Origin of the sequence: Tenacibaculum mesophilum (assembly GCF_003867075.1) — a bacterium.
Taxonomy (GTDB): domain Bacteria; phylum Bacteroidota; class Bacteroidia; order Flavobacteriales; family Flavobacteriaceae; genus Polaribacter; species Polaribacter mesophilus.
Map to the genome: position 1 here is coordinate 414,511 of NZ_CP032544.1, position 25,240 is coordinate 439,750.

A 25,240-nucleotide genomic window follows, 5' to 3' on the forward strand; every position below is an offset into this window, starting at 1 on the left:
AATTTTACAACATCTTTACGAAGTTAATGCTATAAAGGTACGCTTGTACCTGACTGTTTGGTGATGAATAACACCAAGGTTAGTAATTGTTTTGGCATATATTGGTTATTGCTCCAGTATGCTAGCTGTTACTACCCAAAAAAGAATTTAAAAGAAAAAGTAAATAATTTAAAAATCAATATGATGAAGTACTATTTAATTGAAAACAAGTTAACCGATGAAACCAACTACTCAGCACGCATATTAACAGAGCGTACTATTAATCAAGACGAGTTGATTGATAAAATGTTGAGCAAAAGAAACCTAGTAAGTAAAACCGATATTGTGGCGGTGCTTAATTCTTACTATGAAGAAATTATCGAGTCGATAGAAGAAGGCGATAACATTAACCTACCTTTACTAAATATTGGCTACTCTATTTCTGGGGTTTTTGATACCGAGGAAGATGGTTTTAATCCTGATACCCATAAACTACATGTAAACCTTAATAGTGGAAAGTTAATCAACGAAATTAAAGACGATATTCCGCTACAAAAAGTAACTGCACCTATTACCAACACAGTTATTACTAATTTAAAAGATATTACCACGGCAACTACGAATACCACCTTATCTGCTAACGGATTGTTTGAGCTAAATGGTTTGCGTTTAAAAGTTGCGGGTGATTTACCCGAGGTTGGTTTGTATTTTGTTGCCGAAGATGGTACAGAAACCAAAGTTTCTTATTTGGCACAAAACAGCTATAAGAAAATTATTGGTCAAGTTCCAGCCCTTACTGCGGGTAACTACCGTGTTAGAGTTAAAACGCAAGCAACGAGTAGCATTGATATTTATTTAAAAGACATTCGTGTTTCTGACTCTTCTTTTACAGTTACTGTAGCTTAAGATAAAAAGTAACTCTTTTTTAAAGCCTAATACGTTATACCACTAACGTATTAGGCTTATTTATTATTAAAACGTTTCTATTAGGCATCAAATATCACTTCCACTAGGCACTAAATGTCTTTTCCATTAGGTACGAAAAGGCATTTCCATTATACATATCAAGTTTAATAGTACTTTATAAACTGAACTTTATGGTAGAAGTAACGTGTAATTAATTACTCTTAGCCTTAATAAAATCAGAAACTAAGTAGCTAATGTATTTTCCTACTTGCCCGTTAGCTATTTTATCTTTAACAACTGCTGGGGCTCCCTCACAAATATGTAAATAAGAAGCATTTTGTAGCGTTCCAAAATAATGTGTAAATCTACGAGCTTGTTGTGGAGTAAATCCGCTAGGTGTCATAGCACTACTTGGAAAATGCTGCACACAATCCAAATCAATTTCAATTCCGAAAGGAGCATTTTCTATAAAACTTTCAGCACGTTGTAATTCGCCTTTAAAAGAAGTAGTGTGATACACTTCTAACTCTTCAAACGTATTATACTCTAAGTTTAAACTATCATGAATCATTTCAAACACATATTGAGGCGTGTAGTTTTCATGCAACCCGAACATAAAGTAATTTTGAATAAAGCCTTCTTGTAAGGCGTACGAAAATCCGTTACCACTATGACGCTCTTCCAAACGACGTAAATCGGTATGCGCATCTAAGTTAATCACATTTACAGGTTGATTTTTCCCTTCAGAAAGCCCTTTAATATTTCCGTAAGCATTGTTGTGTCCACCACCAATGATAATAGGAGTTTTACCACTCTCAACAATTATTTTAATAAGCTTAGAAAGCTCTTTATCTATTGCTTTTACTAATAAATCACCTTTTTCTCTGTCAGAAACATCAAAACTATATACATCGTCCAAACAATCTAAATATCCTAACACTAGGATGTCGTTTCCATTAATAAATTGATTTTGCTGGGTGTTTAAAAACGACTTTAAAGCAGGAATAAAAGCAGTGTGTGCACCACCATTTCCGCCATTCATACGAACACCAATATCTTCTGGAACTCCTAAAATAACAAAAGAAGCAGAGGAATTTTTAAGTTCTGATTGTAGTTCTTTTTTAGAGTCGATAACCGCAACGCACTCACCTAATTTTGTTTCGCCTTCACGTGGGGCAACAAACTCTTGTATGTCTTTTTCGTTGAATATTGTTAGCATATTGTATTGTTTTTTTAGAAAACGTCATTTCGAACTAAAGTGTAACGAAAGGAGAAATCTAAACGGCTTCTTATTACTATTCGGAATGACAGTTTACACATAGTTTAGCTTACTAAACCTCTTTTCCGTTGATAAATACAGCGTCGATTAAGTTACTTCCGAAGGAATACGGTAAAAATCCATACGAAGGAATTTCTTTTGTTAGGATTAAATTCGCCTTTTTTCCCTTGGTAATACTTCCAACCTCGTTTGATAAATTCATCGCATACGCTCCGTTAATAGTTGCTGCATTAATAGCCTCTTCTGGTGTCATTTTCATTTTAATACAAGCTGTTGCTACCACAAAATTCATATTTCCTGATGGTGTAGACCCTGGGTTGTAATCGGTAGCTAAGGCTAACGGTAACCCTGCATTTATAATATCACGAGCAGGGGTGTATGGAATACTTAAAAAGTACGAACAAGAAGGTAAGGCAACAGGCATGGTTTGCGTTCCTTTCAAGGCTTCAATGTCTTCTGTGTTCATTACTTCTAAATGATCTACTGACAAGGCATTGTGTTTTATGCTCACTTGAACCCCGCCAATAGTTGTAAACTGGTTTACGTGTACTTTGGGTGTTAATCCGTATTGTTGCGCAGCGGTTAAAATTCTGTCGGTATCTTCTACTGAGAAGTATCCCGTTTCACAGAAAGCATCTACAAAATCCGCTAGATTTTCCTCAGCAACTTTAGGTAACATTTCTTCAATAATTACATTGATATATCCTTCTCTGTTGTTTTTGTATTCAGTAGGGAAGGCGTGTGCCCCTAAAAAAGTAGCTTTTACAGGAACGTTATAATTCTCTCGTAGCTTTTTTATAACACGTAGCATTTTTAACTCAGCATCTACGGTTAAACCATAACCAGATTTTATTTCAACAGCACCAGTACCTAAAGCAATTACTTCTTCTAAGCGTTTTGCTGATTGTTGGTATAGCTCTTCTTCTGAAGTTTCTTGTAATTTCTTAGCCGAATTTACAATACCACCACCACGATTGGCAATTTCTTCATAACTCAAACCATTAATTCTATCTACAAACTCTTGTTCACGATTGCCTGCATATACAATGTGTGTATGAGAATCGCACCAAGTAGGCAACATCATTTTACCAGTACAATCCACCGTTTTATCAGCAGAAATAGGAGCTTTTTTCATGCTACCATAGTCGGTAATAATACCATTTTCAACCAATAAAAAAGCATTTTTTATAGTAGGTAAAATGTTCATCGCAGCTCCAGCTACTTTTTTAGTGCTTGTTTCTCTAATTTGTATTAATTCTTTAATGTTTATGAATAAAGTTGTCATGTTGAATACTTAAATTTGTTAGACAAACTTACGGTAAAAACTACAATGTATGATACATTTTTTAAGGCTGGTTGGATTGTTAATAGGACATCTAGGTTAGGTAAGCGTTGTTTTTACTAAATACTATTTATTCTTATAGGTTTTAATGTTTTTAGACTATAACCAACTTAATAGTTTTTGTTTAGTTGTTAACTTTAGTGTTTTTATAGCTTACTAAAAGTAATTTGACGTATAACCTCATAAACGCAAACTATTTAGTAAATAAAAACGAACTCTGTTGATAACTATATTAACAGAGTTTTTTATTTTTTCTGGCGAAATACTATTTTAGCACAGACTTCAATTCACACAATTTTTTATGACGCAAGAAACACAATATACCGAAGACAATATACGCTCGCTCGATTGGAAGGAACATATTCGTATGCGACCAGGGATGTATATTGGTAAACTGGGAGACGGATCATCTCCAGACGACGGAATTTACATTTTGGTTAAAGAGGTTTTAGATAACTCTATTGACGAATTTGTCATGGGAGGAGGTAAAACCATAGAAGTTTCTGTACAAGGGAATAAAGTAATTGTGCGAGATTACGGACGTGGTATTCCGCTAGGAAAAGTAGTGGACGTGGTTTCGAAGATGAACACAGGAGGAAAGTACGACTCCAAAGCCTTTAAAAAATCAGTTGGATTAAATGGAGTTGGTACGAAAGCAGTAAATGCGTTATCAACCTATTTTAGGGTAGAGTCTAACCGTGACGGTAAATCAGCTTCAGCAGAGTTTGAGAAAGGAAACTTAACCAATCAAGAATTATTAGATGAAACATCACGCCGTAGAGGTACTAAAGTAACCTTTATAGCTGATGAAACCATCTTTAAAAATTACAAGTACCGTCCTGAATATATTTCTAAACTATTAAAAAACTATGTGTACCTAAACCCAGGGTTAACCATTGTTTTTAACGGAGAAAAGTTTTATTCAGAAAACGGGTTAAAAGATTTATTGGAAGACAACAACAATAAAGAAGATATGTTGTATCCTATAATTCATTTACGAGGCAGTGATATTGAAGTAGCAATTACACACAGTAGAACACAATATTCAGAAGAATACCATTCGTTTGTAAACGGACAAAATACTACACAAGGAGGAACGCACTTAAACGCATTTAGAGAAGCAGTAGTAAAAACAGTTCGAGAGTTTTTTGGAAAGAATTTTGATGCTTCTGATGTACGTAAATCAATTATCGGTGCTATTTCTATTAAGGTAATGGAACCAGTTTTTGAAAGTCAAACAAAAACAAAATTAGGTTCTACAGAAATGGGAGGAGACTTGCCAACCGTTAGAACGTATATTAATGATTTTATAAAAACACAGTTAGATAATTACTTACATAAGAATACGGAAGTAGCCGACAAACTTCAAAAGAAGATATTACAGGCAGAAAAAGAACGTAAAGAACTATCAGGAATACGAAAATTAGCTCGTGAACGCGCCAAAAAAGCAAGTTTACACAACAAGAAACTACGTGATTGCCGTATTCATTTTGGAGACACTAAAAAAGATGGATATTTAGATACTACCTTGTTTATTACGGAGGGAGATTCGGCAAGTGGTTCGATTACCAAATCGCGTAATGTAAACACACAAGCGGTATTCAGTTTAAAAGGAAAACCACTAAACTCGTATGGATTGTCTAAAAAGATAGTGTACGAGAATGAGGAATTTAACCTATTACAAGCAGCCTTAAATATAGAAGACGGACTGGAAGATTTACGTTATAACAATATTGTAATTGCTACCGATGCCGATGTTGATGGTATGCACATTCGCTTGTTATTAATAACCTTTTTCTTACAATTCTTTCCAGAAGTAATTAAAGAAGGACATTTGTATATTTTAGAAACACCGTTATTTAGAGTACGAAACAAAAAAGAAACCATTTATTGTTATTCAGAAGAAGAAAAGCAAGATGCGATAAACAAACTAAGAGGAAAACCAGAAATAACTCGATTTAAGGGGTTAGGGGAGATTTCTCCTAACGAATTTGTCCATTTTATAGGAGATGATATTCGTTTAGACCCAGTAATGTTAGACAAAGAAATGTCGATAGAACAAATGTTAGAGTTCTATATGGGTAAAAATACTCCAGACAGACAAAAGTTTATTATTAACAACTTAAAGGTTGAGTTAGATTTAGTAGAAGAAAATTAATATGAAAATAGCAGCAAAGTTTTTTGACATCATATCAATTCTTTTCGGTATAATATTAGTACTATGGTTTACACAGATAGACTATAGTAACTTATCATTCGAAAACAATATTTCTCCTTATTTAGGAATTTTTACAGCATTACTATTCATATTTGTAATGCAGTTTGCTAAGAGAAATCAAAAGAATAAGAGATAAAATTACCCCTAAACATAAACGTTTAAACATTCATACATGAGTGAAGAAAACAATAAGTACGAACATGACGAAGAACTAAATAAACCTGTTGAAAGTACAGAAACCATTACCAAGGTAACAGGTATGTACAAAGAATGGTTTTTAGACTATGCTTCATATGTAATTTTAGAACGTGCAGTGCCATCAATGGAAGATGGGTTTAAACCCGTGCAACGTCGTATTATGCATTCAATGAAAGACTTAGATGATGGACGCTATAATAAAGTAGCAAACATTGTAGGTCACACAATGCAGTATCACCCTCACGGAGATGCATCAATTGCCGATGCCATGGTACAAATGGGGCAAAAGGAGTTGCTAATCGATATGCAAGGTAACTGGGGTAACATTTTAACAGGAGACCGTGCAGCGGCTTCTCGTTATATTGAAGCACGTTTGTCTAAATTTGCGTTAGATGTTGTTTTCAATGCCAAAACTACTGAATGGCAAGCCTCGTATGACGGACGTAAAAAAGAACCTGTAAACTTACCTGTAAAGTTTCCGTTACTATTAGCTCAAGGAGCAGAAGGTATTGCTGTAGGATTATCAACCAAAATATTACCGCATAACTTTAACGAGTTAATAGATGCTTCTGTAAAATATTTAAAAGGTAGAAGTTTTACGATTGTACCCGACTTTTTAACTGGAGGAATAGCAGATGTTACCAATTATAACGATGGTAAACGAGGAGGAAAAGTAAGAGTACGAGCAAAAATATCGGCACTTGATAAAAAAACGTTGGTAATTACTGAAGTGCCTTTTGGTACTACCACATCATCATTAATTGATAGCATTTTAAAAGCGAACGATAAAGGTAAAATTAAGATCAAACGTATTGAAGATAATACAGCAGCCAATGTTGAAATTTTAGTGCACCTGCCAGCTAATGTATCGCCAGATAAAACAATTGATGCCTTATACGCTTTTACCAGTTGTGAAAATTCAATTTCTCCACTGTGTTGTATTATTGAGGATAATAAGCCTGTGTTTATTGGAGTAACAGAAGTTCTAAAAAAATCAACAGACTTTACAGTAGAGTTACTTAAACGTGAATTAGAAATTCAATTACATGAATTAGAAGAACAATGGCATTTTGCTTCTTTAGAACGTATTTTTATTGAGAATAGAATTTACCGTGATATTGAAGAAGTAGAAACTTGGGAAGGAGTAATTGAAGCAATTGATCTAGGGTTAAAACCGCATACTAAGCATTTAAAAAGAGAAGTAACCGAAGAAGATATTGTTCGTTTAACAGAAATAAGAATTAAGAAAATCTCTAAATTCGATATTGACAAAGCAAAACAATTTATTGAGAGTTTAGAAGAGAAAATAGCTGAGGTTAAACATCATTTAGATAATTTAATTGATTTTGCAATAGACTATTTTAAAGAGTTAAAAGCAAAATACGGAAAAGGAAAAGAGCGTAAAACAGAAATCCGCATTTTTGATGATATCGTAGCTACCAAAGTAGTTATGCGTAACTCAAAACTTTATGTAAATAGAGAAGAAGGATTTATAGGAACATCGCTACGAAAAGACGAGTACGTTACCGATTGTGCAGATATTGATGATGTTATAGTGTTTAGAGAAGATGGTTCAATGGTAGTGACGAAAGTAGATTCTAAAACCTTTGTAGGAAAAGGAATTATTCATGTTGCAATATTCAAGAAAAAAGATAAACGTACAGTTTACAACATGATATATCGTGATGGAGCGAAAGGACCTTCATATATGAAGCGTTTTAACGTTACATCAGTTACTCGTGATAAAGAGTACAACTTAGCCAACGGAGATTCAAAATCAAAAGTATTATACTTTACAGCTAACTCTAATGGAGAAGCTGAGGTAGTAACTATTTTACTTAGAGCAGTAGGAAGTGTTAAAAAATTAAAATGGGATATTGATTTTGCAGATTTAGCCATAAAAGGACGTAGTGTTAGAGGAAACTTAGTAACCAAGTACTCAATTAAAAAAGTAGAGTTTAAAGAAGCAGGAGTTTCAACTTTAAAACCTAGAAAAATTTGGTTTGACGATACAGTACAACGTTTAAATGTTGATGGGAGAGGAGAGTTGTTAGGTGAGTTTAAAGCAGAAGATAAAATATTAATAGCAACTCAATCAGGAAAAATCAAAGCAGTATCACCAGATTTAGCGATGCATTTTGAAAATGATATGATTGTATTAGAAAAATGGAAGCCTAATAAGCCAATTTCAGCAATTTATTTTGACGGGGTTAAAGAACGTTATTTTGTAAAACGATTCTTAGTTGAAACACCAGATAAAGAAGAACTTTTTATATCAGAAGATGAAAAATCGAAGTTAGAAATCATAGCTACAGATTATCGTCCTATGGCAGAGGTAATTTTCTCAAAAAGGAGCCTAGAAAAAATAGAAGTGAACTTTGAAGACTTTATAGCAATTAAAGGAATTAAAGCTCAAGGAAATCAATTAACAACAGATAAAATAAGAACAGTAAACTTATTAGAGTCATTACCTTACGAAGAACCAGAAGAGGAAAAAGTAGAGGATATTGAGGTAACTGATGAAGAAGAAATTAAAGAAGAAGCGTTACCTTTGAATGTAGAAGATACTACGCCTAAAGATAAAACGTTTGTAGAGTCTAAAGAAGATAAAGCAAAAAAAGCATTAGAAAGAGCACTTCAAAAGAAGAAAAAAGATAAAGACGACGAAAGTCAAACAGCATTATTTTAATGGATAAGTTTTTACCATATCGTTTTAACCTAGATACCTTTTTTGGAGCATTAGGGTATATTATAGTCGTATTCTTAGTGTCTTGGGGTATTTCTAGGTTGGTAAGAGCGATTATTTGGCAACTTATTAAAAGCAAGAAAGAAGATCGTTTTGGTAGAACAAGTATTCAATTTTTACGTAATTCAGTATCGTTTGTAATTGGACTTTTAAGTGTCATTTATGTAATTATGGCGGTGCCTGCTTTTAGAAGTAAAGCGACTTTAATTTTTTCTGGAGCCGGTATTTTAGCCGCTATTATAGGTTTTGCTGCACAAGCAGCACTGTCTAACTTAATAGCAGGAGCTTTCATAGTTATATTCCGCCCCTTTAGAGTGGGAGACTATATTAAACTGGATGAAACTAGAGTTGGTATTGTTGAAGACATAACGTTGAGACATACTGTAATAAATAACTTTGAGAATAAGCGGTTAATTATACCCAATTCGGTAATTAGTACAGATTCTATTTTAAATCATACCATAGAAGACTCTCATGTATTAAGTTTTAACAATTTTAAAATAGGATTAAAAGCAGATATTGATTTAGCAAGAAAAATTATACAAGAAGAAGCTGTTAAGTTACCAACTGTTATTGATTATCGTACACCAGACCAGGTGATTAGTGATGTGCATCAGGTAGATGTTCGTGTTATTGATATATATCCAGACCATATTCATATGCGTGCTTATGTATGGTTAAACGAACCGTTTCAAGAATTTAAAACTAAATGTGCTTTAAAAGAAGCTGTGCATAAACGCTTTCTATTAGAAGGTGTACATTTACCAATACCAATCAATATAAATGAGATAATTAAAAGAGTAAACTAAAAAAATATTCTTTATGGGAGGAGGTGAGTAGTTTGTATATTTTTATAGGTAGTATAAAAAGAATTTTTACCCCTTAAAAATAAATCCTAGTCCTAACCTACTTAAAAACTTCTTTTCAAATTCCCAAAAAAACTTAAATTGTCCAAATAACCAACCAATTAAGGGTAATGTTGTTTGGTAAATAGGAAAAACTAGTAGAATTCTTAAAGGATAATATAACCAAGGATTTAAGGTTTCAGGAGATAACCCTAGCAAATTTGTAATAGGTTTAGCAACCCAAGCTGCAAATGATCCATTTATAGCAAAAACTATAAAAATAGCAGTTAAAGCCCAATTGCTTTTTATACCCCAACGATGTTTAAGTTTTTCCATAAGTACTAATATGCTGCAAAAATAACCAAAAGAAAAGGGGGAAACAAATGTTTCCCCGTTCATTATAAATTATAGCAAAATAAAATTATTTTTTTCCAAACACACCACCTAAAAGTCCACCTAAAAGTCCTCCTGATTTTTGTTGATTATTACCAGCGTTACCTAAAATCATTCCAGCTACATCATCAACAATACTACCATCTCCATCAGCATCAAGTATCTGTTCTAAGAAGCTTTGTTCTTTTTGAGTAGAGTTACCGCCTAGTAAACCACCTAGAAGTCCACTTAAATCACTTGAATTATTTACATTTTCTTGACGAGATTGCTTACCAAGTAACCCCATTAAAATAGGAGCAGCAGTTTTCAAAATATCAGCAACAGCACCAGTATCCATTCCTGCTTTTTGACCAATAACTTGTTCAACTCCTTGCTGTTTATTTCCTAAAACATGACCTAAAATTTTACCACCGTCTTGTAAAACATCAGAATTTACACCACCATTAAATAAATCACCTAAATTATCTAAGATTCCACCATCATGCTTATTTAATGCGTTCTTTAAACTTTCAGCACCTTGAGGAGTGGCAGCATTTCGTTGCATTGCTTTCATTAAAACAGGTAATGCCATTGTTAGTACACTACTAGTTTTATTAGTGTCTTGCCCAGTTGATCCGGCAACACCAGATATAATTGTTTTTCCTATATCGCTATTTAATAAATCTAAAATTCCCGTCATTTTGTTATTTTAATAAAATTAGTACTCAGTTTATAATAATTGGACACAAGATACGAACTGAAGGTCACTTTTTTTAAATATTTCTTTATACCTTACGGCCAGTTAAAAAATAATAGATTTATAGATTATATGAAGAGACTTGCACTACACTGGCAAATTTTAATAGGAATGATTTTAGGTGTCTTATTTGGGTTAGTGATGACCTTTACAGACAATGGAGCATCATTTGTATCGGACTGGATAAAGCCTTTTGGAACAATTTTCGTAAAATTATTAAAACTAATAGCAGTACCGTTAATTATTGCTTCTCTAGTAAAAGGAATTTCTGATTTAAAAGATATTTCAAAATTTAAAAACATTGGTATACGTACCATATTAATTTATATAGGTACTACGGTAATAGCAATAACAGTAGGGTTAGTATTGGTAAATGTTGTACAGCCTGGAGAAGGAATTTCAGAAGATACAATAGCTAAATTAACAGCAGATTACGCAAACAGTGAAGGGGTACAAGCTAAAATAGTAGAAGCGAGTAAACAAAAAGAAAGTGGTCCACTTAAGTTTTTGGAAGATATGGTTCCAGATAATGCTATACAAGCAATGAGTAATAATAAAGCAATGTTACAAGTAATTTTCTTTACTATTATTTTAGGAATATCAATGTTATTAATAGGAGAAAAAAAGGCTACACCATTAAAAAACTTTTTTGATTCGTTAAATGAAGTTGTGTTAAAAATGGTTGATTTAATCATGTTAACAGCACCTTTTGCGGTATTTGCATTATTAGCAAATGTTGTGGTTACTTCTAATGATCCTGATTTATTGTTAGCATTATTAAAATATGGAGCAACTGTTATTGGAGGTTTATTATTAATGGTAGCACTTTATATGGTTTTAATAAGTGTATTTACCAAAAAGAACCCATTATGGTTTTTAAAACAAATAAGTCCAGCACAATTATTAGCGTTTTCAACAAGTTCTAGCGCGGCAACATTACCAGTTACGATGGAACGAGTAGAAGAACATATTGGAGTAGATAAAGAAGTATCGAGTTTTGTGTTACCAGTAGGAGCTACTATTAATATGGACGGTACTAGTTTATATCAAGCAGTAGCAGCAGTATTTATATCACAAGCTTTAGGTTTCGATTTAACTTTTGTTGATCAACTCACAATTATTTTAACGGCTTTATTAGCCTCAATAGGTTCAGCAGCTGTGCCAGGAGCAGGAATGGTAATGTTAGTAATCGTATTAGAATCAGTTGGTTTTCCAGCAGATAAATTAGCCATAGGTTTGGCATTAATTTTTGCAGTTGATAGACCTTTAGATATGTGTAGAACAGTTATCAATGTAACGGGTGATGCTACAGTATCAACTTTAGTAGCGAAGTCTGTAGGCAAGTTAGGAAAACCACACCCACATGAATGGGATGAACATTATGATGAAGTAAAATAAACTTGTATGCTTACAGTAAAATCACCTATAGTTTCTGTTGATTGGTTGCACGATAATTTAAGTGCAGATAACTTAATAGTTCTAGATGCAACTATTCAGAAAGTAGGAGTCAAAACAGATGATAAAAAAGAAAAACAGCAGATTAAAGATGCTGTTTTCTTTGATTTAAAGAGTGTCTTTTTAGATGTTGAAGCAGAATATCCTAACACAATTCCGTCAGAAAAATATTTTGAAACTGAAGTTCAAAAATTAGGAATAAACAATGATAGCTGTATTGTTGTTTATGATGATTTAGGAGTATACTCATCTCCTAGAGTTTGGTGGTTGTTTAAAGTGTTTGGTTTTGAAAATGTCGCAGTTTTAAACGGAGGTTTACCTGCTTGGAAAGACGCTGGTTATACAGTTGAGTCTAAAAAAGAAAGAGAATTCTTAACAGGGAACTTCAAAGCTAATCTTAATAAGGGTAAAATAAGTGTTACAGAGGAAGTATTAAAAGCTTCTCTTAATAATAAAGTTATATTAGACGCTCGTTCAAAAGGAAGGTTTTATGCTACAGAGCCAGAACCAAGAAAAGATTTAAGAGGAGGTCATATTCCAAATTCTAAAAGCTTACCTTATGCAGAATTGCAATTAAATGGTAAGATGAAATCGAAAGAAGAGCTTCAGAAAATATTTTCAGATATGAATCCGAATAAAGAAGAAATGATTTTTTCTTGTGGATCAGGAATTACAGCATGTATACTTGCTTTAGGAGCTGAAGAGGCAGGAAAAACTAATTATAGTGTATACGACGGTTCTTGGACAGAATGGGCAAGTAGGTTAGATTTGCCTGTTGAAAAATAATAGAAATAAAAAAACCTCTAATTAGAGGCTTTTTTTATTATATCAACTTCTTTACTTCTTGTTTTAAAAAGGAGATTGCAGTATTAGCGGGACTTTCCTGTTGCGAGTAGTCAATTAATACATTTTCACGTAAATCTTTAGCAGTTTCAGAACTTTCTGCTGTGTTTCGAAGTTTAGCTATAATAGCTAATTTAGCTGCTAAAACAGCTTTCCAACTATCATCAGAAATGTATAATTGCTGTACTAAATTATGTTCAAACTCTTGTTCTATATTACCAATTAAAAGTTGGAGGTAGTTATCAGTATCATCTCCTATAGGATTTACTCTTAACAGTAATTTTGATGGGTTGATACGCTCACAAAATAACAACATACGTTCATAAGCTTGTAGCTTTGTGGGTAAACTTTCACGCTTTTTTTCAACTAAAGCATTGAATGTTTTTTCTTTATTGTCTTGTTCAATAAAGCGGCCTAAAATTAAGTAAGCTACGCCGCCAGTTACTAGTGCTGGTAGGGCATAAGCAAGCCCTTCAATAATTTTATCTTCCATAATGCGAATATACGAGTCCTGTTAAAATTGCCAATCCAAAACTTAGTAAAGTTCCAATCAGTACATATTCAGTAAGTTTTCTGTCTTTTGATGCTGTTAAATCTCCAAATCTAAATATAGATTTTGCCGCGAGTAAAAATCCAACACCTGCCCATTGGTTAATCGCGATAAAAACAAAAATTAATATACGTTCTAAAAAACCAATATACTTACCTGCATTGGCTAACGATTGTTCTGTTGATTTATTACCTTTTTCTGGATTCCATTTAGAAATTAATGTATTTATGATAATTGATGAAGTATAAGTGACAAAAATTAAACAAGTAAAAAGTAATAAATTTTGTTGAGTTAAAATAGCATTTATGCTAATTTTAAAAGGAGCATATATATATGTGGCTAAAACCAAAAAGAATATATGTAAAACCTGATCTAAAAAGAAGAATAAACGTTTGTTCTTCTTTCTTTGAAAATATAGTTTTCCAAGATCTACTAAATAATGAGAAATAATTACAAGTAAAAAAACACTCCAGTATGTAGAATTGAATTGTAATAATAATAGTAATAAAATAGCATGAACACCTATGTGAGCATAGAGTTTAATAGATTTTATTTTCTTTTTCTCTTTGTTTTTTACCCAGTTTTTAGGTTGAAACACAAAATCACCTAATAAATGAGCAACGAGTAGTTTTAAAAACAGTATCATATTTTAGTTAGTTTCTGATTCATAAGTTTTCTATAACGTTTTTCTAGTTTCATAATTTCATCAAACCCAGAACGTTTTCTTCGTTCACTAGCGCTACTTTCTGAAATAGCTAGTTTTTTAGCGATAATTTTTTGAGTAGACTCAGGGTTTTGTAGAGACATATTCACAAAAGCAGCTGAGTTGGTTGTCCAATTATCCATTATTAATAAACTTAAGCTTATAGAAACTTCAAACTCGTCGTTAATATCTTCCCAAGGAGTTTTCAAAGCTAAATTTTGCTTTTTAAGTAAATAATCAAAAGCATACCCAGAATTTATAAAAGCTTCACCGTTGGCTTCGGTAATTTTTTCTGTATCAAAATTTTTATTACCGATACCAATGGCTAAACGAATGTCTAAATCTTTTATTTTTTTAATAGTAGATTTTAGCTTAAAAGTAAAAAGAAGAGCTTCTGCAATATTTTCAATTTCAATTTGAAAACTATCTCCTCGAAAAAGCTCCCATGTTTTTGGTGTTTTCCCGATAGTATTGAAGGATTCTTTCATTACAGGAAGCCATGTTTCAGCAGAAACACCACGAGAATTAATAATATCACCAGTAATTACACTTGTCATGTATTCAATTTTTAGTAAAAATAGCTTTTCAAATTGAAAACTCCAAATAATTCGGGTTTTAAAGCGAATATTTTAAAATAAGGGTTATAAGACGAATTATTGTTGATTCGGGTTTTAGCTTGAATTTATAGGATTAAAAATTAGTGAATAAAAAAAAGGATAGAATCTTTAAAAAACCTAAAAGATTGGTTAATTTTCCATTTTTAAAATACTTTCAATTTTATTTCCATTGAATACTTATTTAGAGCAACTTAACGAACCACAGAGAGCAGCTGTTTTACAAAAAGACGGCCCAATGATAATTATAGCAGGAGCAGGATCGGGTAAAACGAGAGTGCTGACTTATAAAATTGCTTATTTAATGGAGCAAGGAGTAGATGCTTTTAACATTTTATCGTTAACATTTACCAACAAGGCTGCCCGTGAAATGAAAGATCGTATTGGTAAAGTAGTGGGGTATAGCGAAGCTAAAAACCTTTGGATGGGAACATTTCACTCAGTTTTTGCACGTATCTTACGTTCAGAGGCTGATCGATTAGGCTATCCGTCAAACTTCACCATTTACGATACACAAGATTCAGTTCGATTGATAACGGCGATTATCAAAGAAATGAATTTAGATAAAGATCGATACAAGCCAAAACAAATTTTAAGCAGAATATCGTCTTTTAAAAACAGCTTAATTACGGTTAGAGCGTATTTTAATAACTCTGATTTACAACAAGCCGATTTAGAAGCAAGTAGACCGAGAACAGGTGATATCTATAAAGAATATGTAGATAGATGTTTTAAGTCAGGAGCGATGGATTTTGACGATTTACTATTGCGTACCAATGAATTATTAGCGCGTTTTCCAGATGTGTTGGCAAAATATCAAGATCGTTTCCGATATATTTTGGTAGATGAGTACCAAGATACCAACCATTCGCAGTATTTAATTGTACGTGCGTTGGCAGATCGCTTTCAGAATATTTGTGTAGTAGGAGATGATTCGCAAAGTATTTACGGATTCCGTGGAGCGAATATTCAAAATATCTTGAACTTCCAGAAGGATTACCCAGATGTAAAAACATTCAAGTTAGAACAAAATTACCGTTCAACAAGTAACATCGTACGCGCTGCGAATAGTGTTATTGATAAGAATAAAACGAAGCTAGATAAAGAAATTTGGACAGCTAACGATGCAGGAGATAGTGTGAAGGTAATGCGTACAATTTCTGATGGAGAAGAAGGACGTTTCGTAGCTCAATCTATTTGGGAAAACCAAATGAATCATCAGTTAACAAGCGATCAATTTGCCATTTTATACCGTACCAATGCACAATCGAGAGCGATAGAAGATGCATTGCGTAAAAAAGATATTAAGTATAAAATTTACGGAGGTATTTCATTCTACCAACGTAAAGAAATTAAAGATTTACTATCGTATTTACGAATTTTAATCAACCCGAATGATGAGGAAGCATTAAAACGTATTATTAACTACCCAGCAAGGGGGATTGGAGCTACAACGTTAGATAAACTAACAATTGCAGCGAATCATTATAAAAAATCAATGTTTGATATTTTAAAGAATATCAATACGGTAGACATTAATCTTAATTCAGGAACCAAAACAAAGTTGCAGAATTTTGTAAACATGATTCAACGTTTTCAAATTGAAGCACAAACAAAAAATGCTTTTGAAATTGCTGATTTGGTAGTTAAACAAACCCAATTAGTCAAAGATTTACAAAAAGATGGAACTCCAGAAGGCGTTAATAAAGTCGAAAATGTTCAAGAACTTTTAAACGGAATAAAAGATTTTATTACCGATAAAATTGAAACAGGAGAAGACGCATCGTTAACTTCATTTTTAGAAGATGTCGCTCTAGCCACTGATTTTGATTCTGATAAGCAAGATGAAGAACCTAGAGTTTCGTTAATGACAATTCACTTATCCAAAGGTTTAGAGTTTCCTTATGTGTACATTGTAGGTTTAGAAGAAAGTTTATTCCCTTCAGCAATGAGTATGAATACTCGCAGTGAATTAGAAGAAGAACGTCGTTTGTTTTACGTAGCGTTAACAAGAGCTGAAAAAGGAGCGTATTTGACCTATGCACAAACACGTTATCGTTGGGGTAAATTAACTGATGGTGAGCCAAGTAGATTTTTAGAAGAAATAGATGAGCAATATTTAGAGTATTTAACGCCAAAAGTACCTGAACCATCAGTAAATAGGTTTATTGATGCTAGTTTGTTTGAAGACGATTCCCCAAAAAAAATACGTTTTCAAAAACCAATTCAAAAGAAAAGAAAAGAGTTCTTAGCGAAGAAAGAAAAAACAAATATGGTTCCTCCAAAAAGTAAAATGAAGAAGGTTTCAGAAATGAGCCCAAAAATGAATTTGTTTGATGGAGAAATCACTGTAGGAAACGTAGTAGAACATAACCGTTTTGGCACTGGAAAAGTAGTAGCTTTAGAAGGTAAAGGACCCAATAAAAAAGCAGAAATAGAGTTTAGTACCGTAGGTAAAAAGAAATTATTGTTACAATTTGCAAAATTGAAAGTAATCGGGTAGTTAATTCATAATAATTACCTATTTTGCATAGATAAAATATAGAGAAATGACGTTTGATTTAGAATACAATTCGAAAAGATCCAAATTAATTATCCCAGAATATGGGAGGCATATACAAAAGCTAGTGAATCATTGTATCGCTTTAGAAGATAAAGAAGAACGAAATACAATGGCTAAAGCTATTATTGATGTAATGGGTAATTTACAACCTCACTTACGTGATGTGCCTGATTTTAAGCATAAACTTTGGGATCAGTTACATATAATGGCAGATTTTCAGTTAGATGTTGATTCTCCTTACGAAACACCTTCAAAGGAAGAGTTACAAGAATCTCCTGAGCGATTGCCATATCCAAAATCAGCATCAAAGTATCGTTTTTATGGTACAAATATTCAAACCATGATTGATGTTGCTTTAACATGGGAAGAGGGAGATATGAAAGAAGCTTTGGTATTCACCATTGCTAATCATATGAAAAAATGCTATTTAAACTGGAACAAAGACACAGTTGAAGACAGTGTTATTTTCGATCATTTATATGAGCTGTCTGAAGGAAAAATAGATATTCGAGATATTGATGAGGACTTAACAGATAGCAAAAGCCTGTTAAGAAAACGTAGCGGACAAGGACAGCACAAATCAAAAGGAAAAACAAATACTAAATACAGAAAAAAGTAAATGGCATCATTTAAAATAGAAGGAGGTCACAAATTAAAAGGAACAATAACACCGCAAGGAGCAAAAAATGAAGCATTACAGGTAATATGTGCGGTGTTGTTAACGTCAGAAAAAGTAATTATAAACAATGTTCCTGATATTATTGATGTTAATAAACTGATTTTTATTTTAGGAGAATTAGGAGTTAAAATAGAAAAATTATCTAAAAACTCATATAGTTTTCAAGCAGACGATATCAATTTAAAATATCTAGAGTCACCAGAATTTAAAAGAGATGGAAGCTCTTTAAGAGGGTCTATTATGATTGTTGGTCCGTTATTGGCTCGTTTTGGAAAAGGATATATTCCTCGACCAGGAGGCGATAAAATAGGACGTCGTCGTCTAGATACTCACTTTGAAGGATTCATCAATTTAGGAGCAAAATTCCGATATAATCGTGAAGAATATTTCTACGGTGTAGAAACAGAAACAGGATTAGTAGGAGCAGAGATGTTGCTAGATGAAGCTTCGGTAACTGGTACAGCAAATATTATTATGGCTGCAGTATTAGCCAAAGGAACCACAACAATATATAACGCAGCTTGTGAGCCTTACATTCAGCAATTATCAAAAATGCTGAACTCAATGGGAGCAAAAATTACTGGAGTAGGATCTAATTTACTCACTATTGAAGGAGTGGAAACTCTAAAAGGCTGTGAACATACTATATTGCCAGATATGATTGAGATTGGTAGTTGGATAGGTATGGCTGCTATGACACGTTCGGAATTGACAATTAAGGATGTAAGTTGGGATGATTTAGGACAAATTCCTAATGTATTTAGAAAACTTGGAATTCAATTAGAAAGAAAGGGAGACGATATTTACATACCAGAGCAAGAAAGCTACGAAATTCAAAGTTATATTGACGGGTCAGTATTAACTGTAGCAGATGCACCATGGCCTGGGTTTACACCAGATTTATTGAGTATTGTATTGGTAGTTGCCACACAAGCAAAAGGAACCGTACTAATTCACCAAAAAATGTTTGAAAGCCGTTTATTCTTTGTTGATAAATTAATCGATATGGGGGCTAAGGTAATTTTATGCGATCCTCATAGAGCTACAGTAATAGGTCATGACTTTAAATCGCAGTTGAAGGCAACAAAAATGACCTCTCCAGATATCCGTGCAGGTATCTCATTATTAATAGCAGCACTTTCAGCAAAAGGGACAAGTATTATTAATAATATTGAACAGATAGATAGAGGTTACGAAGATATCGAAGCACGTTTAAAATCTATCGGAGCAAAGATTGAACGAATTGATAGTTAAACTAGCTAGAGTTAAAGTTGTAGAAATCTCTCAGTGAACTAAAAGTTTGTTGAGAGATTTTTTTAAATCTAGTTCATATTTTACTACTTGAGTTTTTTAATAAGAACAACTAACTTTTTTATACAGTATAAAGTTTTAAATTTGAAGGTCACTTTTTTTAGTTATCATACTTTGTTCTTACTCTAATGCTATTTCAGGATGAAACATGAATAAGGAATAAACACTTTCTTATATAACAGAGATTTTTTTGTAGTATGATTTGTTATTTGTACCTTCAAACTTTGAAAAAGCAAAAGTAATCCTCACTACATTCCTTTTATTTTTTTAATAGAGCTAAGAGTACACTACGCATAGGTGTAAAAGTGTATTGTCGTGGTTTATGTGTTCGGAAACACAAAGAGTAATTGTAAAAAAGTAACTACTAAAAATCTAAATAAATAATTATGACAAAGACAGAAAATAATAGGAAAGGGGTAATAGGTATTACCCAACAAGCAAGTTTAATAGATAAGAATATTGGTTCGTATAAAGAGCATTTTATAAACGAACATTTTGGATACACCGTAAAATTATCTAACGGAGTAATTCGTATACCAAGAAAAACCGCTGAGGATTATGAGGTACAAAAAGGAATTGTTACTAATGAAAGAATAAAAGAAATAGCTAAAACCTATACATATCAAGAGATATAATTTATTTTAAAAGTTCGTTAAACAGAAAACCATAACATTTTGTTGTGGTTTTCTATTTTTTAAGCTTATTTTGATGATTATTTTGTTCGCTAATACTTAGTTAATCATCGCCCAAAATAAAAAACTAAAGCATCATTTAAAAAGTAAAGTATTCTATGTATGCTTTTACTTTATAATGTGGAAAATTGTTAGTTTATAAATAAAATTTATAGAGTAATGGTTTGAGGGAAAAAGAATCACGGTTTAAAATAATATCCGAAATTGTTAAATTTATTTGCCTTAAGTTTGTTTTTTGAAAAATAATTAATGGTTTTTGCTATAGCAGGGTTTTGTAAGCTGTGCCTAGAGTAAGCTAAACCTACTTCTCTATAATAACGAGGGCCTTTATACGGCCTAGTTTCAAAACCATACCAACCATCAATAAAATACTCAGGTAAAAAAGTTAAACCTAAACCCGCCATTAATAAAGTTAAAGTTTCAGTTTTTGTACTACAATTACCTACAGTATTAATAGTTTTATTAGCAAAATTTAGGATAGAAATACATTGTTTATGAGCTTCACAAGGAGGACAATGAATGAAGTTTTCATCTTTTAAATCTGCTACCAAATCAATTTCGTTTTTGGCTAATAATTTATGTCCATTGGGAATACATAATAAATAATCTTCTTGCCATAGTGGTAAAAACAAATCTTCTTCTTTCTTCCATTCTTTAACTAATAAATTAATCTCATTATTTTCATTACAATGATTTACTGTCCAAAATACATTACTATTTAATTCATTAACCTTTTTTATAAATTGTAGTTTGTATTCTTGTGGTAAACTATCTGCAATACCAATTTTAACCTCATTTTTAAACGCACTTTTTGTAAATATGTTAGGTAAATCATTTAATTCATTTAAAATTCTTTTAGCTATGGGGTATAGGTAGTGTGCTTCGTTTGTAGGCTCGACACCTCGTTGATGTCTTTTAAATAAAGTACAATTCATTTTACTCTCAAATAATTTTATTCCGTTAGAAATATTAGGTTGAGAAACAAAACATTTATTGGCCGCACGTGTAAGGTTTTTTTCTTCATATACAGCAATAAAAAACTTTAATAAACGCTCTTCCATTATAATTATAAATTATGATTAAGATACAAAAATAGTATTTTGAGTAGTTTTTTTTGAAATGTACCTTTGTAAAATCTAATAAAATAGTTAGCTAGTAGTAAAGTTGAATTTAAATTAGTATAAAAAATAATTATAACAAAGGAATGATTTATGGAAGATAAAAAATTAGTAGTTATTACTGGAGCTAGTTCTGGTTTTGGGTTAGAAATGGCTAAAATGTTTGCAGAAGACGGATACCCTCTTTTATTATTAGCAAGAAGGGTAGAAAAGATGGAGGCTTTAAACTTACCTAATACCTTGTGTAAAAAAGTTGATGTAACTGATAAAACGGGATTAGAAAAAGCAATAAGAGCGGCTGAAGCTGTTTATGGAGAAACTGATTTATTGATAAATAATGCAGGGGTTATGTTATTAGGATCCATTGAAACACAAAATGCCAATGAATGGCAAAAAATGTTAGATGTTAATGTAATGGGAGTGATGCATGGTATGCAAACGGTAATACCAAGTATGAAGGCTCGTAAAGGTGGAACTATAATAAATTTGTCATCTATGGCAGGCTATCAAGCTTTTGAAAATCATGCAGCATATTGTGCTAGTAAGTTTGGTGTTCGTGGGTTAACACAAACAGCGAGATTAGAGTTATCTCCCTTTAACGTGCGAGTAATAACAATTGAACCTGGTGCGGTTAAAACAGAATTGCTCGAGCATACTACGGATGATACAATAATTAAAGGATATAATGAGTGGAAAGAGAGTGTAGGAGCTGTTAATATTACTGCTAAAGATGTTGCTAAGACTATAAAGTTTGCATATGAGTTACCACAATCTGTGTTGTTAAGAGAAATTGTTATTTGCGATACTATGCAAGATGCTTAGTCTTTTCTTTTAGGGTAACATTATTTTAGAATGAGATAATAAAATATAATATGCAATAAAAAAAACCACAACATTTTGTTGTGGTTTTTTTATATCTATGGTAAGTAAAGCTTTTATGATTTTAAGCTACCTGTCATATCTTCTGGTTTTACCCATTCGTCATACTGTTCTGGAGTTACGTATCCTAAACGTACTGCTTCTTCTTTTAAAGTAGTTCCGTTTGCGTGTGCTGTATTTGCAATCTCAGCAGCTTTGTAATATCCAATTTTAGTATTTAATGCCGTAACTAACATTAATGAGTTATTTAATAACTCAGTGATTCTTGTTTGGTTTGGTTCAATACCAGCAGCACAGTTTACATCAAACGATACACAAGCATCCCCAATTAATTGAGCCGATTGTAATACGTTAGCTGCCATCATAGGTTTAAAAACGTTTAATTCGTAGTGACCTTGAGTACCACCAACAGTTACCGCAACATCGTTACCCATTACTTGTGCACAAACCATAGTCATAGCTTCTGCCTGAGTTGGGTTTACTTTTCCTGGCATAATAGAAGATCCTGGTTCATTCGCAGGAATAATGATTTCTCCAATTCCTGAACGAGGTCCGGAAGCCATTAAACGAATATCATTTGCTATTTTATTTAATGAAACGGCTAATTGTTTTAGCGCTCCGTGAGTTTCAACTAATGCGTCATGAGCAGCTAAAGCTTCAAATTTATTTTCAGCAGTTATAAATGGTAATCCTGTAAACTCAGCAATGTATTTAGCAACTAACACATCGTAACCAGCAGGTGTATTTAATCCAGTTCCTACCGCTGTTCCACCCAACGCTAATTGTGCTAAATGTGCTAAGGTGTTTTTTAAAGCGTTTAACCCGAAGTTTAATTGAGCAACATATCCAGAAAACTCTTGACCTAAGGTTAGGGGAGTAGCATCCATTAAATGTGTACGCCCAATTTTCACCACATCTTTAAAAGCTTCAGCTTTTGTTTGTAAAGTATCACGCAATTGTTCAACACCAGGAATGGTTACTTCTACAATTTTTTTGTAGGCAGCAATGTGCATTCCAGTAGGGAAGGTATCGTTAGAAGATTGCGATTTGTTTACATCGTCGTTTGGTTGGATGGTTTTTTCACCTTCACCAATTACATTCCCAGCGATTTCGTGAGCACGGTTAGCAATAACTTCGTTTACATTCATGTTAGATTGTGTACCAGAACCTGTTTGCCAGATTACTAATGGGAATTGGTCGTCGTGCTTTCCAGCTAATATTTCATCACATACTTGTGCAATCAAATCACGTTTTTCAGTAGCTAATACACCTAACTCAGCGTTAGTGAAAGCAGCTGCTTTTTTTAAGTATGCAAATCCATATACAACTTCTAATGGCATAGAGGCAGCAGGACCAATTTTAAAATTGTTACGAGAACGCTCGGTTTGTGCTCCCCAATATTTATCAGCAGGAACTTCTACTTGTCCCATTGTATCTTTCTCAATTCTATATTTTGTCATTTGGAATGATTTAAAATGCTTAAAATTAATGATGTTCAAAATTACAAATTCTAATAGTTTTTAATAGTGATTTTTATCAGATTTTATTGGAGGAAAAGAAAAATAGTTATAATTTTGTGGCATAACAATTATTAATAAGAAACAAATGTTAGATTTTTCAGAATTTTCAGGATTGGTATTATTCATGTTTATTTTTACAGCTGGATTTTGGTTGTTAATTTTCTTATTAACATTTGTAGTTCCTTACTGGATTGGTGGAACTATCTGGGAAAACATGAAGTTGAAAAGAGAAGCTAAAAAAGCTGCTGAAGAAGGTAAGTAAGCTTTTAATATGATATAATAAAAAAGCTCGCAATTTTGCGAGCTTTTTTATGTATAAAATAGAAAGCTTATCTTTTCATTAAGTATTTATTAAAACTTTTTCCGTTTATTTTAGTGTATTTAGAGTCTATATCAAAAGCTACTTCCATTCCAGTAATATCAAACTCTCCTGATACTTTTGTGTATTTAATATTTAAGTCTTCTTCAAACTTTACATTTCTAAATGATACACCATCTTTAAATTCGGTATATTTAAAAATAGCACTTTCATTGAAAACAGAGTTTTTAAAGCTTACAAAACGGTTAAAATCTGCATACTTAAATGTAGCTGGTTCCTCAAAAGAGGTGTTTTCGAAAGTAATATCTCTATCAAATTTTGCGTACTTAAATGTTGAGTCACCTTTAAATTTAGTGTTAGAAAAGTTTGTGTTTCTCTCAAAATTTGAATATTTAAACATCGCTTTTTGTTCAAAAGTACAATCTTTAAATACAACAATATCTTCAAAATTAGCAACAAAAGTATATCCACTTTTCTCATGAGGAATGTAGGCTAAAACATCATCATCAAAAACACAATTTACAAAAGAAACTTTATTTGTAATTTGTTTTTCAACGGTGTTAGATCCTCCATTATTCCACCAACTTTTTCTTTTAGGTAATTTAGGTAACGCTTCATTCATAAAAGTAAAGTCTAATGTACCTTTAATAGTAGTGTTAGAAATTTCTATTGCTTTTCCGTTTTTAACATCTCTCATAATGTCAGATGCATTTATAACTTTTTGAGCAAAAGCAGTTGAAAAGCAAAGTAAAAGTCCTGTAATAGTAACTATAATTTTCATTTTTAATGGTTTTTTAAGTTCTATATAAAAGACAACTAACTTTTGGTTTTTGTGACACTTAAAAAAAAACAGTATTTAGTTTCCTAAATACTGTTAGTATATTTTCTTAAAAGAGGATATTAGTTTACTGAGTCACTTAAACCAGCACCAGCTTTAAATTTAACTACGTTTTTAGCAGCAATTTTTATTTCTTTTCCTGTTTGAGGGTTTCTACCAGTTCTAGCAGCTCTCTTAGAAACAGACCAAGTTCCCCATCCAACTAAAGCAACTTTATCACCTTTCTTTAAAGTATTAGTTACGTTAGTAGTTAAAGAATCTAATGCAGCTTTAGCGGCAGCTTTAGAAATTCCTGCATCAGCAGCCATCGCATCGATTAAATCTGATTTGTTCATAATTTAAATAGATTTTAAAATTAATTAATATTTTTTTGCTTCAATAGCTCAACAAATATAGACGGAACGCGAGATTGTGCAAGATTTGACTTGAAAAAAATACTCTTTTGTTAATAAGTTACCTTAAATTGTTAATAACCACTCATCTTTTTTTGTTAAAAACGCTAAAACCCCATGGA

Annotated in this window: 24 protein-coding genes; 13 read left to right on the forward strand and 11 right to left on the reverse strand. The window is 32.4% G+C overall.

Annotation, left to right across the window (positions count from 1 at the left end; translation table 11 throughout):
* The first annotated feature begins 183 nt into the window (after positions 1 to 183).
* Positions 184 to 885, forward strand: a complete 702-nt coding sequence (locus D6200_RS02005) for an HU family DNA-binding protein (protein WP_159432120.1) — start codon at positions 184 to 186, stop codon at positions 883 to 885.
* A 211-nt stretch (positions 886 to 1,096) separates the two neighbouring features.
* On the opposite strand, the gene D6200_RS02010 is transcribed toward D6200_RS02005, so the two are convergent.
* Together D6200_RS02010 and hutI are read right to left on the reverse strand one after the other, a co-directional pair.
* On the reverse strand, positions 1,097 to 2,104 hold the full coding sequence (locus D6200_RS02010) for a formimidoylglutamase (RefSeq protein WP_047789054.1): 1,008 nt from the start codon (positions 2,102 to 2,104) through the stop codon (positions 1,097 to 1,099).
* A gap of 112 nt (positions 2,105 to 2,216) precedes the next feature.
* Positions 2,217 to 3,449, reverse strand: a complete 1,233-nt coding sequence (gene hutI, locus D6200_RS02015; RefSeq protein ID WP_073183687.1) for an imidazolonepropionase — start codon at positions 3,447 to 3,449, stop codon at positions 2,217 to 2,219.
* Positions 3,450 to 3,807: 358 nt separating this feature from the next.
* Between hutI and D6200_RS02020 the strand changes: the two genes are divergently transcribed.
* The 4 genes from D6200_RS02020 to D6200_RS02035 are packed head-to-tail and all read left to right on the forward strand — an operon-like array spanning position 3,808 to position 9,477.
* Positions 3,808 to 5,664, forward strand: a complete 1,857-nt coding sequence (locus tag D6200_RS02020; protein WP_047789051.1) for a DNA topoisomerase IV subunit B — start codon at positions 3,808 to 3,810, stop codon at positions 5,662 to 5,664.
* 1 nt (position 5,665) lies between these two features.
* A complete protein-coding gene (locus tag D6200_RS02025) occupies positions 5,666 to 5,860 on the forward strand; it encodes a hypothetical protein (RefSeq protein WP_073183686.1) in 195 nt (64 codons plus the stop codon).
* A 36-nt stretch (positions 5,861 to 5,896) separates the two neighbouring features.
* A complete protein-coding gene (locus D6200_RS02030; RefSeq protein WP_073183683.1) occupies positions 5,897 to 8,611 on the forward strand; it encodes a DNA gyrase/topoisomerase IV subunit A in 2,715 nt (904 codons plus the stop codon).
* A complete protein-coding gene (locus tag D6200_RS02035; RefSeq protein WP_073183681.1) occupies positions 8,611 to 9,477 on the forward strand; it encodes a mechanosensitive ion channel family protein in 867 nt (288 codons plus the stop codon). Before D6200_RS02030 ends, D6200_RS02035 begins: the two co-directional genes overlap by 1 nt.
* Positions 9,478 to 9,543: 66 nt before the next feature.
* Here D6200_RS02035 and D6200_RS02040 read toward each other — a convergent pair whose 3' ends face one another.
* Positions 9,544 to 9,849 (reverse strand): DUF6787 family protein, encoded by a 306-nt coding sequence (locus D6200_RS02040; protein ID WP_073183678.1) that lies wholly within the window; start codon positions 9,847 to 9,849, stop codon positions 9,544 to 9,546.
* 85 nt (positions 9,850 to 9,934) lie between these two features.
* Complete coding sequence (locus D6200_RS02045) at positions 9,935 to 10,585, reverse strand: DUF937 domain-containing protein (RefSeq protein WP_047789046.1); 651 nt, start codon at positions 10,583 to 10,585, stop codon at positions 9,935 to 9,937.
* A 129-nt stretch (positions 10,586 to 10,714) separates the two neighbouring features.
* Between D6200_RS02045 and D6200_RS02050 the strand changes: the two genes are divergently transcribed.
* Positions 10,715 to 12,040 carry a dicarboxylate/amino acid:cation symporter gene (locus D6200_RS02050; protein WP_047789045.1) on the forward strand — a complete coding sequence of 442 codons (1,326 nt, stop codon included), beginning with the start codon at positions 10,715 to 10,717 and terminating at the stop codon, positions 12,038 to 12,040.
* A gap of 6 nt (positions 12,041 to 12,046) precedes the next feature.
* Positions 12,047 to 12,883, forward strand: coding sequence for a sulfurtransferase (locus D6200_RS02055; RefSeq protein ID WP_073183676.1), 837 nt, complete (start codon positions 12,047 to 12,049; stop codon positions 12,881 to 12,883).
* 37 nt (positions 12,884 to 12,920) lie between these two features.
* Here D6200_RS02055 and D6200_RS02060 read toward each other — a convergent pair whose 3' ends face one another.
* From D6200_RS02060 to D6200_RS02070, 3 genes are read right to left on the reverse strand one after another with little or no spacing between them, the layout of a single operon-like run.
* Complete coding sequence (locus D6200_RS02060) at positions 12,921 to 13,433, reverse strand: DUF7935 family protein (protein ID WP_073183674.1); 513 nt, start codon at positions 13,431 to 13,433, stop codon at positions 12,921 to 12,923.
* The gene (locus D6200_RS02065) at positions 13,423 to 14,136 is read right to left on the reverse strand and encodes a DUF3307 domain-containing protein (RefSeq protein ID WP_073183672.1); all 714 of its coding nucleotides are present in this window, start codon (positions 14,134 to 14,136) and stop codon (positions 13,423 to 13,425) included. The genes D6200_RS02060 and D6200_RS02065 overlap by 11 nt, the downstream gene beginning before the upstream one ends.
* Positions 14,133 to 14,750: a SatD family protein gene (locus D6200_RS02070; RefSeq protein ID WP_073183670.1), complete on the reverse strand. Its 618-nt coding sequence runs from the start codon at positions 14,748 to 14,750 to the stop codon at positions 14,133 to 14,135. The genes D6200_RS02065 and D6200_RS02070 overlap by 4 nt, the downstream gene beginning before the upstream one ends.
* A gap of 229 nt (positions 14,751 to 14,979) precedes the next feature.
* Between D6200_RS02070 and D6200_RS02075 the strand changes: the two genes are divergently transcribed.
* From D6200_RS02075 to D6200_RS02090, 4 genes are all read left to right on the forward strand, one after another.
* Positions 14,980 to 17,310: an ATP-dependent helicase gene (locus D6200_RS02075; RefSeq protein ID WP_073183668.1), complete on the forward strand. Its 2,331-nt coding sequence runs from the start codon at positions 14,980 to 14,982 to the stop codon at positions 17,308 to 17,310.
* 46 nt (positions 17,311 to 17,356) lie between these two features.
* Positions 17,357 to 17,989: a DUF4290 domain-containing protein gene (locus D6200_RS02080; RefSeq protein ID WP_073183666.1), complete on the forward strand. Its 633-nt coding sequence runs from the start codon at positions 17,357 to 17,359 to the stop codon at positions 17,987 to 17,989.
* Complete coding sequence (gene murA, locus D6200_RS02085) at positions 17,990 to 19,303, forward strand: UDP-N-acetylglucosamine 1-carboxyvinyltransferase (RefSeq protein ID WP_047789037.1); 1,314 nt, start codon at positions 17,990 to 17,992, stop codon at positions 19,301 to 19,303.
* Between the two features lie 443 nt (positions 19,304 to 19,746).
* The gene (locus D6200_RS02090; protein WP_073183664.1) at positions 19,747 to 19,995 is read left to right on the forward strand and encodes a hypothetical protein; all 249 of its coding nucleotides are present in this window, start codon (positions 19,747 to 19,749) and stop codon (positions 19,993 to 19,995) included.
* A 236-nt stretch (positions 19,996 to 20,231) separates the two neighbouring features.
* On the opposite strand, the gene D6200_RS02095 is transcribed toward D6200_RS02090, so the two are convergent.
* Complete coding sequence (locus tag D6200_RS02095) at positions 20,232 to 21,113, reverse strand: LysR family transcriptional regulator (protein ID WP_073183662.1); 882 nt, start codon at positions 21,111 to 21,113, stop codon at positions 20,232 to 20,234.
* Positions 21,114 to 21,263: 150 nt separating this feature from the next.
* On the opposite strand from D6200_RS02095, the gene D6200_RS02100 reads away from it, so the two are divergent.
* Entirely contained in the window at positions 21,264 to 21,992 is a 729-nt protein-coding gene (locus tag D6200_RS02100) for an SDR family oxidoreductase (protein ID WP_073183660.1), read from the forward strand.
* Between the two features lie 113 nt (positions 21,993 to 22,105).
* On the opposite strand, the gene fumC is transcribed toward D6200_RS02100, so the two are convergent.
* The gene (gene fumC, locus D6200_RS02105; protein ID WP_047789033.1) at positions 22,106 to 23,509 is read right to left on the reverse strand and encodes a class II fumarate hydratase; all 1,404 of its coding nucleotides are present in this window, start codon (positions 23,507 to 23,509) and stop codon (positions 22,106 to 22,108) included.
* Between the two features lie 145 nt (positions 23,510 to 23,654).
* Between fumC and D6200_RS15240 the strand changes: the two genes are divergently transcribed.
* On the forward strand, positions 23,655 to 23,831 hold the full coding sequence (locus tag D6200_RS15240) for a hypothetical protein (protein ID WP_164505156.1): 177 nt from the start codon (positions 23,655 to 23,657) through the stop codon (positions 23,829 to 23,831).
* Positions 23,832 to 23,898: 67 nt separating this feature from the next.
* On the opposite strand, the gene D6200_RS02110 is transcribed toward D6200_RS15240, so the two are convergent.
* Both D6200_RS02110 and D6200_RS02115 read right to left on the reverse strand, forming a co-directional pair.
* Complete coding sequence (locus D6200_RS02110) at positions 23,899 to 24,669, reverse strand: pentapeptide repeat-containing protein (protein ID WP_073183658.1); 771 nt, start codon at positions 24,667 to 24,669, stop codon at positions 23,899 to 23,901.
* A gap of 119 nt (positions 24,670 to 24,788) precedes the next feature.
* Positions 24,789 to 25,061, reverse strand: coding sequence for an HU family DNA-binding protein (locus tag D6200_RS02115; RefSeq protein WP_047789030.1), 273 nt, complete (start codon positions 25,059 to 25,061; stop codon positions 24,789 to 24,791).
* Between the last annotated feature and the right edge of the window lie 179 nt (positions 25,062 to 25,240).

Excerpts from the sequence above, each read along its gene's own strand:
- D6200_RS02005 (WP_159432120.1), top strand. The coding sequence starts at position 184 with ATGAAGTACTATTTAATTGAAAACAAGTTAACCGATGAAACCAACTAC.
- D6200_RS02010 (WP_047789054.1), bottom strand. The coding sequence starts at position 2,104 with ATGCTAACAATATTCAACGAAAAAGACATACAAGAGTTTGTTGCCCCA.
- hutI (WP_073183687.1), bottom strand. The coding sequence starts at position 3,449 with ATGACAACTTTATTCATAAACATTAAAGAATTAATACAAATTAGAGAA.
- D6200_RS02020 (WP_047789051.1), top strand. The coding sequence starts at position 3,808 with ATGACGCAAGAAACACAATATACCGAAGACAATATACGCTCGCTCGAT.
- D6200_RS02025 (WP_073183686.1), top strand. The coding sequence starts at position 5,666 with ATGAAAATAGCAGCAAAGTTTTTTGACATCATATCAATTCTTTTCGGT.
- D6200_RS02030 (WP_073183683.1), top strand. The coding sequence starts at position 5,897 with ATGAGTGAAGAAAACAATAAGTACGAACATGACGAAGAACTAAATAAA.
- D6200_RS02035 (WP_073183681.1), top strand. The coding sequence starts at position 8,611 with ATGGATAAGTTTTTACCATATCGTTTTAACCTAGATACCTTTTTTGGA.
- D6200_RS02040 (WP_073183678.1), bottom strand. The coding sequence starts at position 9,849 with ATGGAAAAACTTAAACATCGTTGGGGTATAAAAAGCAATTGGGCTTTA.
- D6200_RS02045 (WP_047789046.1), bottom strand. The coding sequence starts at position 10,585 with ATGACGGGAATTTTAGATTTATTAAATAGCGATATAGGAAAAACAATT.
- D6200_RS02050 (WP_047789045.1), top strand. The coding sequence starts at position 10,715 with ATGAAGAGACTTGCACTACACTGGCAAATTTTAATAGGAATGATTTTA.
- D6200_RS02055 (WP_073183676.1), top strand. The coding sequence starts at position 12,047 with ATGCTTACAGTAAAATCACCTATAGTTTCTGTTGATTGGTTGCACGAT.
- D6200_RS02060 (WP_073183674.1), bottom strand. The coding sequence starts at position 13,433 with ATGGAAGATAAAATTATTGAAGGGCTTGCTTATGCCCTACCAGCACTA.
- D6200_RS02065 (WP_073183672.1), bottom strand. The coding sequence starts at position 14,136 with ATGATACTGTTTTTAAAACTACTCGTTGCTCATTTATTAGGTGATTTT.
- D6200_RS02070 (WP_073183670.1), bottom strand. The coding sequence starts at position 14,750 with ATGACAAGTGTAATTACTGGTGATATTATTAATTCTCGTGGTGTTTCT.
- D6200_RS02080 (WP_073183666.1), top strand. The coding sequence starts at position 17,357 with ATGACGTTTGATTTAGAATACAATTCGAAAAGATCCAAATTAATTATC.
- murA (WP_047789037.1), top strand. The coding sequence starts at position 17,990 with ATGGCATCATTTAAAATAGAAGGAGGTCACAAATTAAAAGGAACAATA.
- D6200_RS02090 (WP_073183664.1), top strand. The coding sequence starts at position 19,747 with ATGACAAAGACAGAAAATAATAGGAAAGGGGTAATAGGTATTACCCAA.
- D6200_RS02095 (WP_073183662.1), bottom strand. The coding sequence starts at position 21,113 with ATGGAAGAGCGTTTATTAAAGTTTTTTATTGCTGTATATGAAGAAAAA.
- D6200_RS02100 (WP_073183660.1), top strand. The coding sequence starts at position 21,264 with ATGGAAGATAAAAAATTAGTAGTTATTACTGGAGCTAGTTCTGGTTTT.
- fumC (WP_047789033.1), bottom strand. The coding sequence starts at position 23,509 with ATGACAAAATATAGAATTGAGAAAGATACAATGGGACAAGTAGAAGTT.
- D6200_RS15240 (WP_164505156.1), top strand. The coding sequence starts at position 23,655 with ATGTTAGATTTTTCAGAATTTTCAGGATTGGTATTATTCATGTTTATT.
- D6200_RS02110 (WP_073183658.1), bottom strand. The coding sequence starts at position 24,669 with ATGAAAATTATAGTTACTATTACAGGACTTTTACTTTGCTTTTCAACT.
- D6200_RS02115 (WP_047789030.1), bottom strand. The coding sequence starts at position 25,061 with ATGAACAAATCAGATTTAATCGATGCGATGGCTGCTGATGCAGGAATT.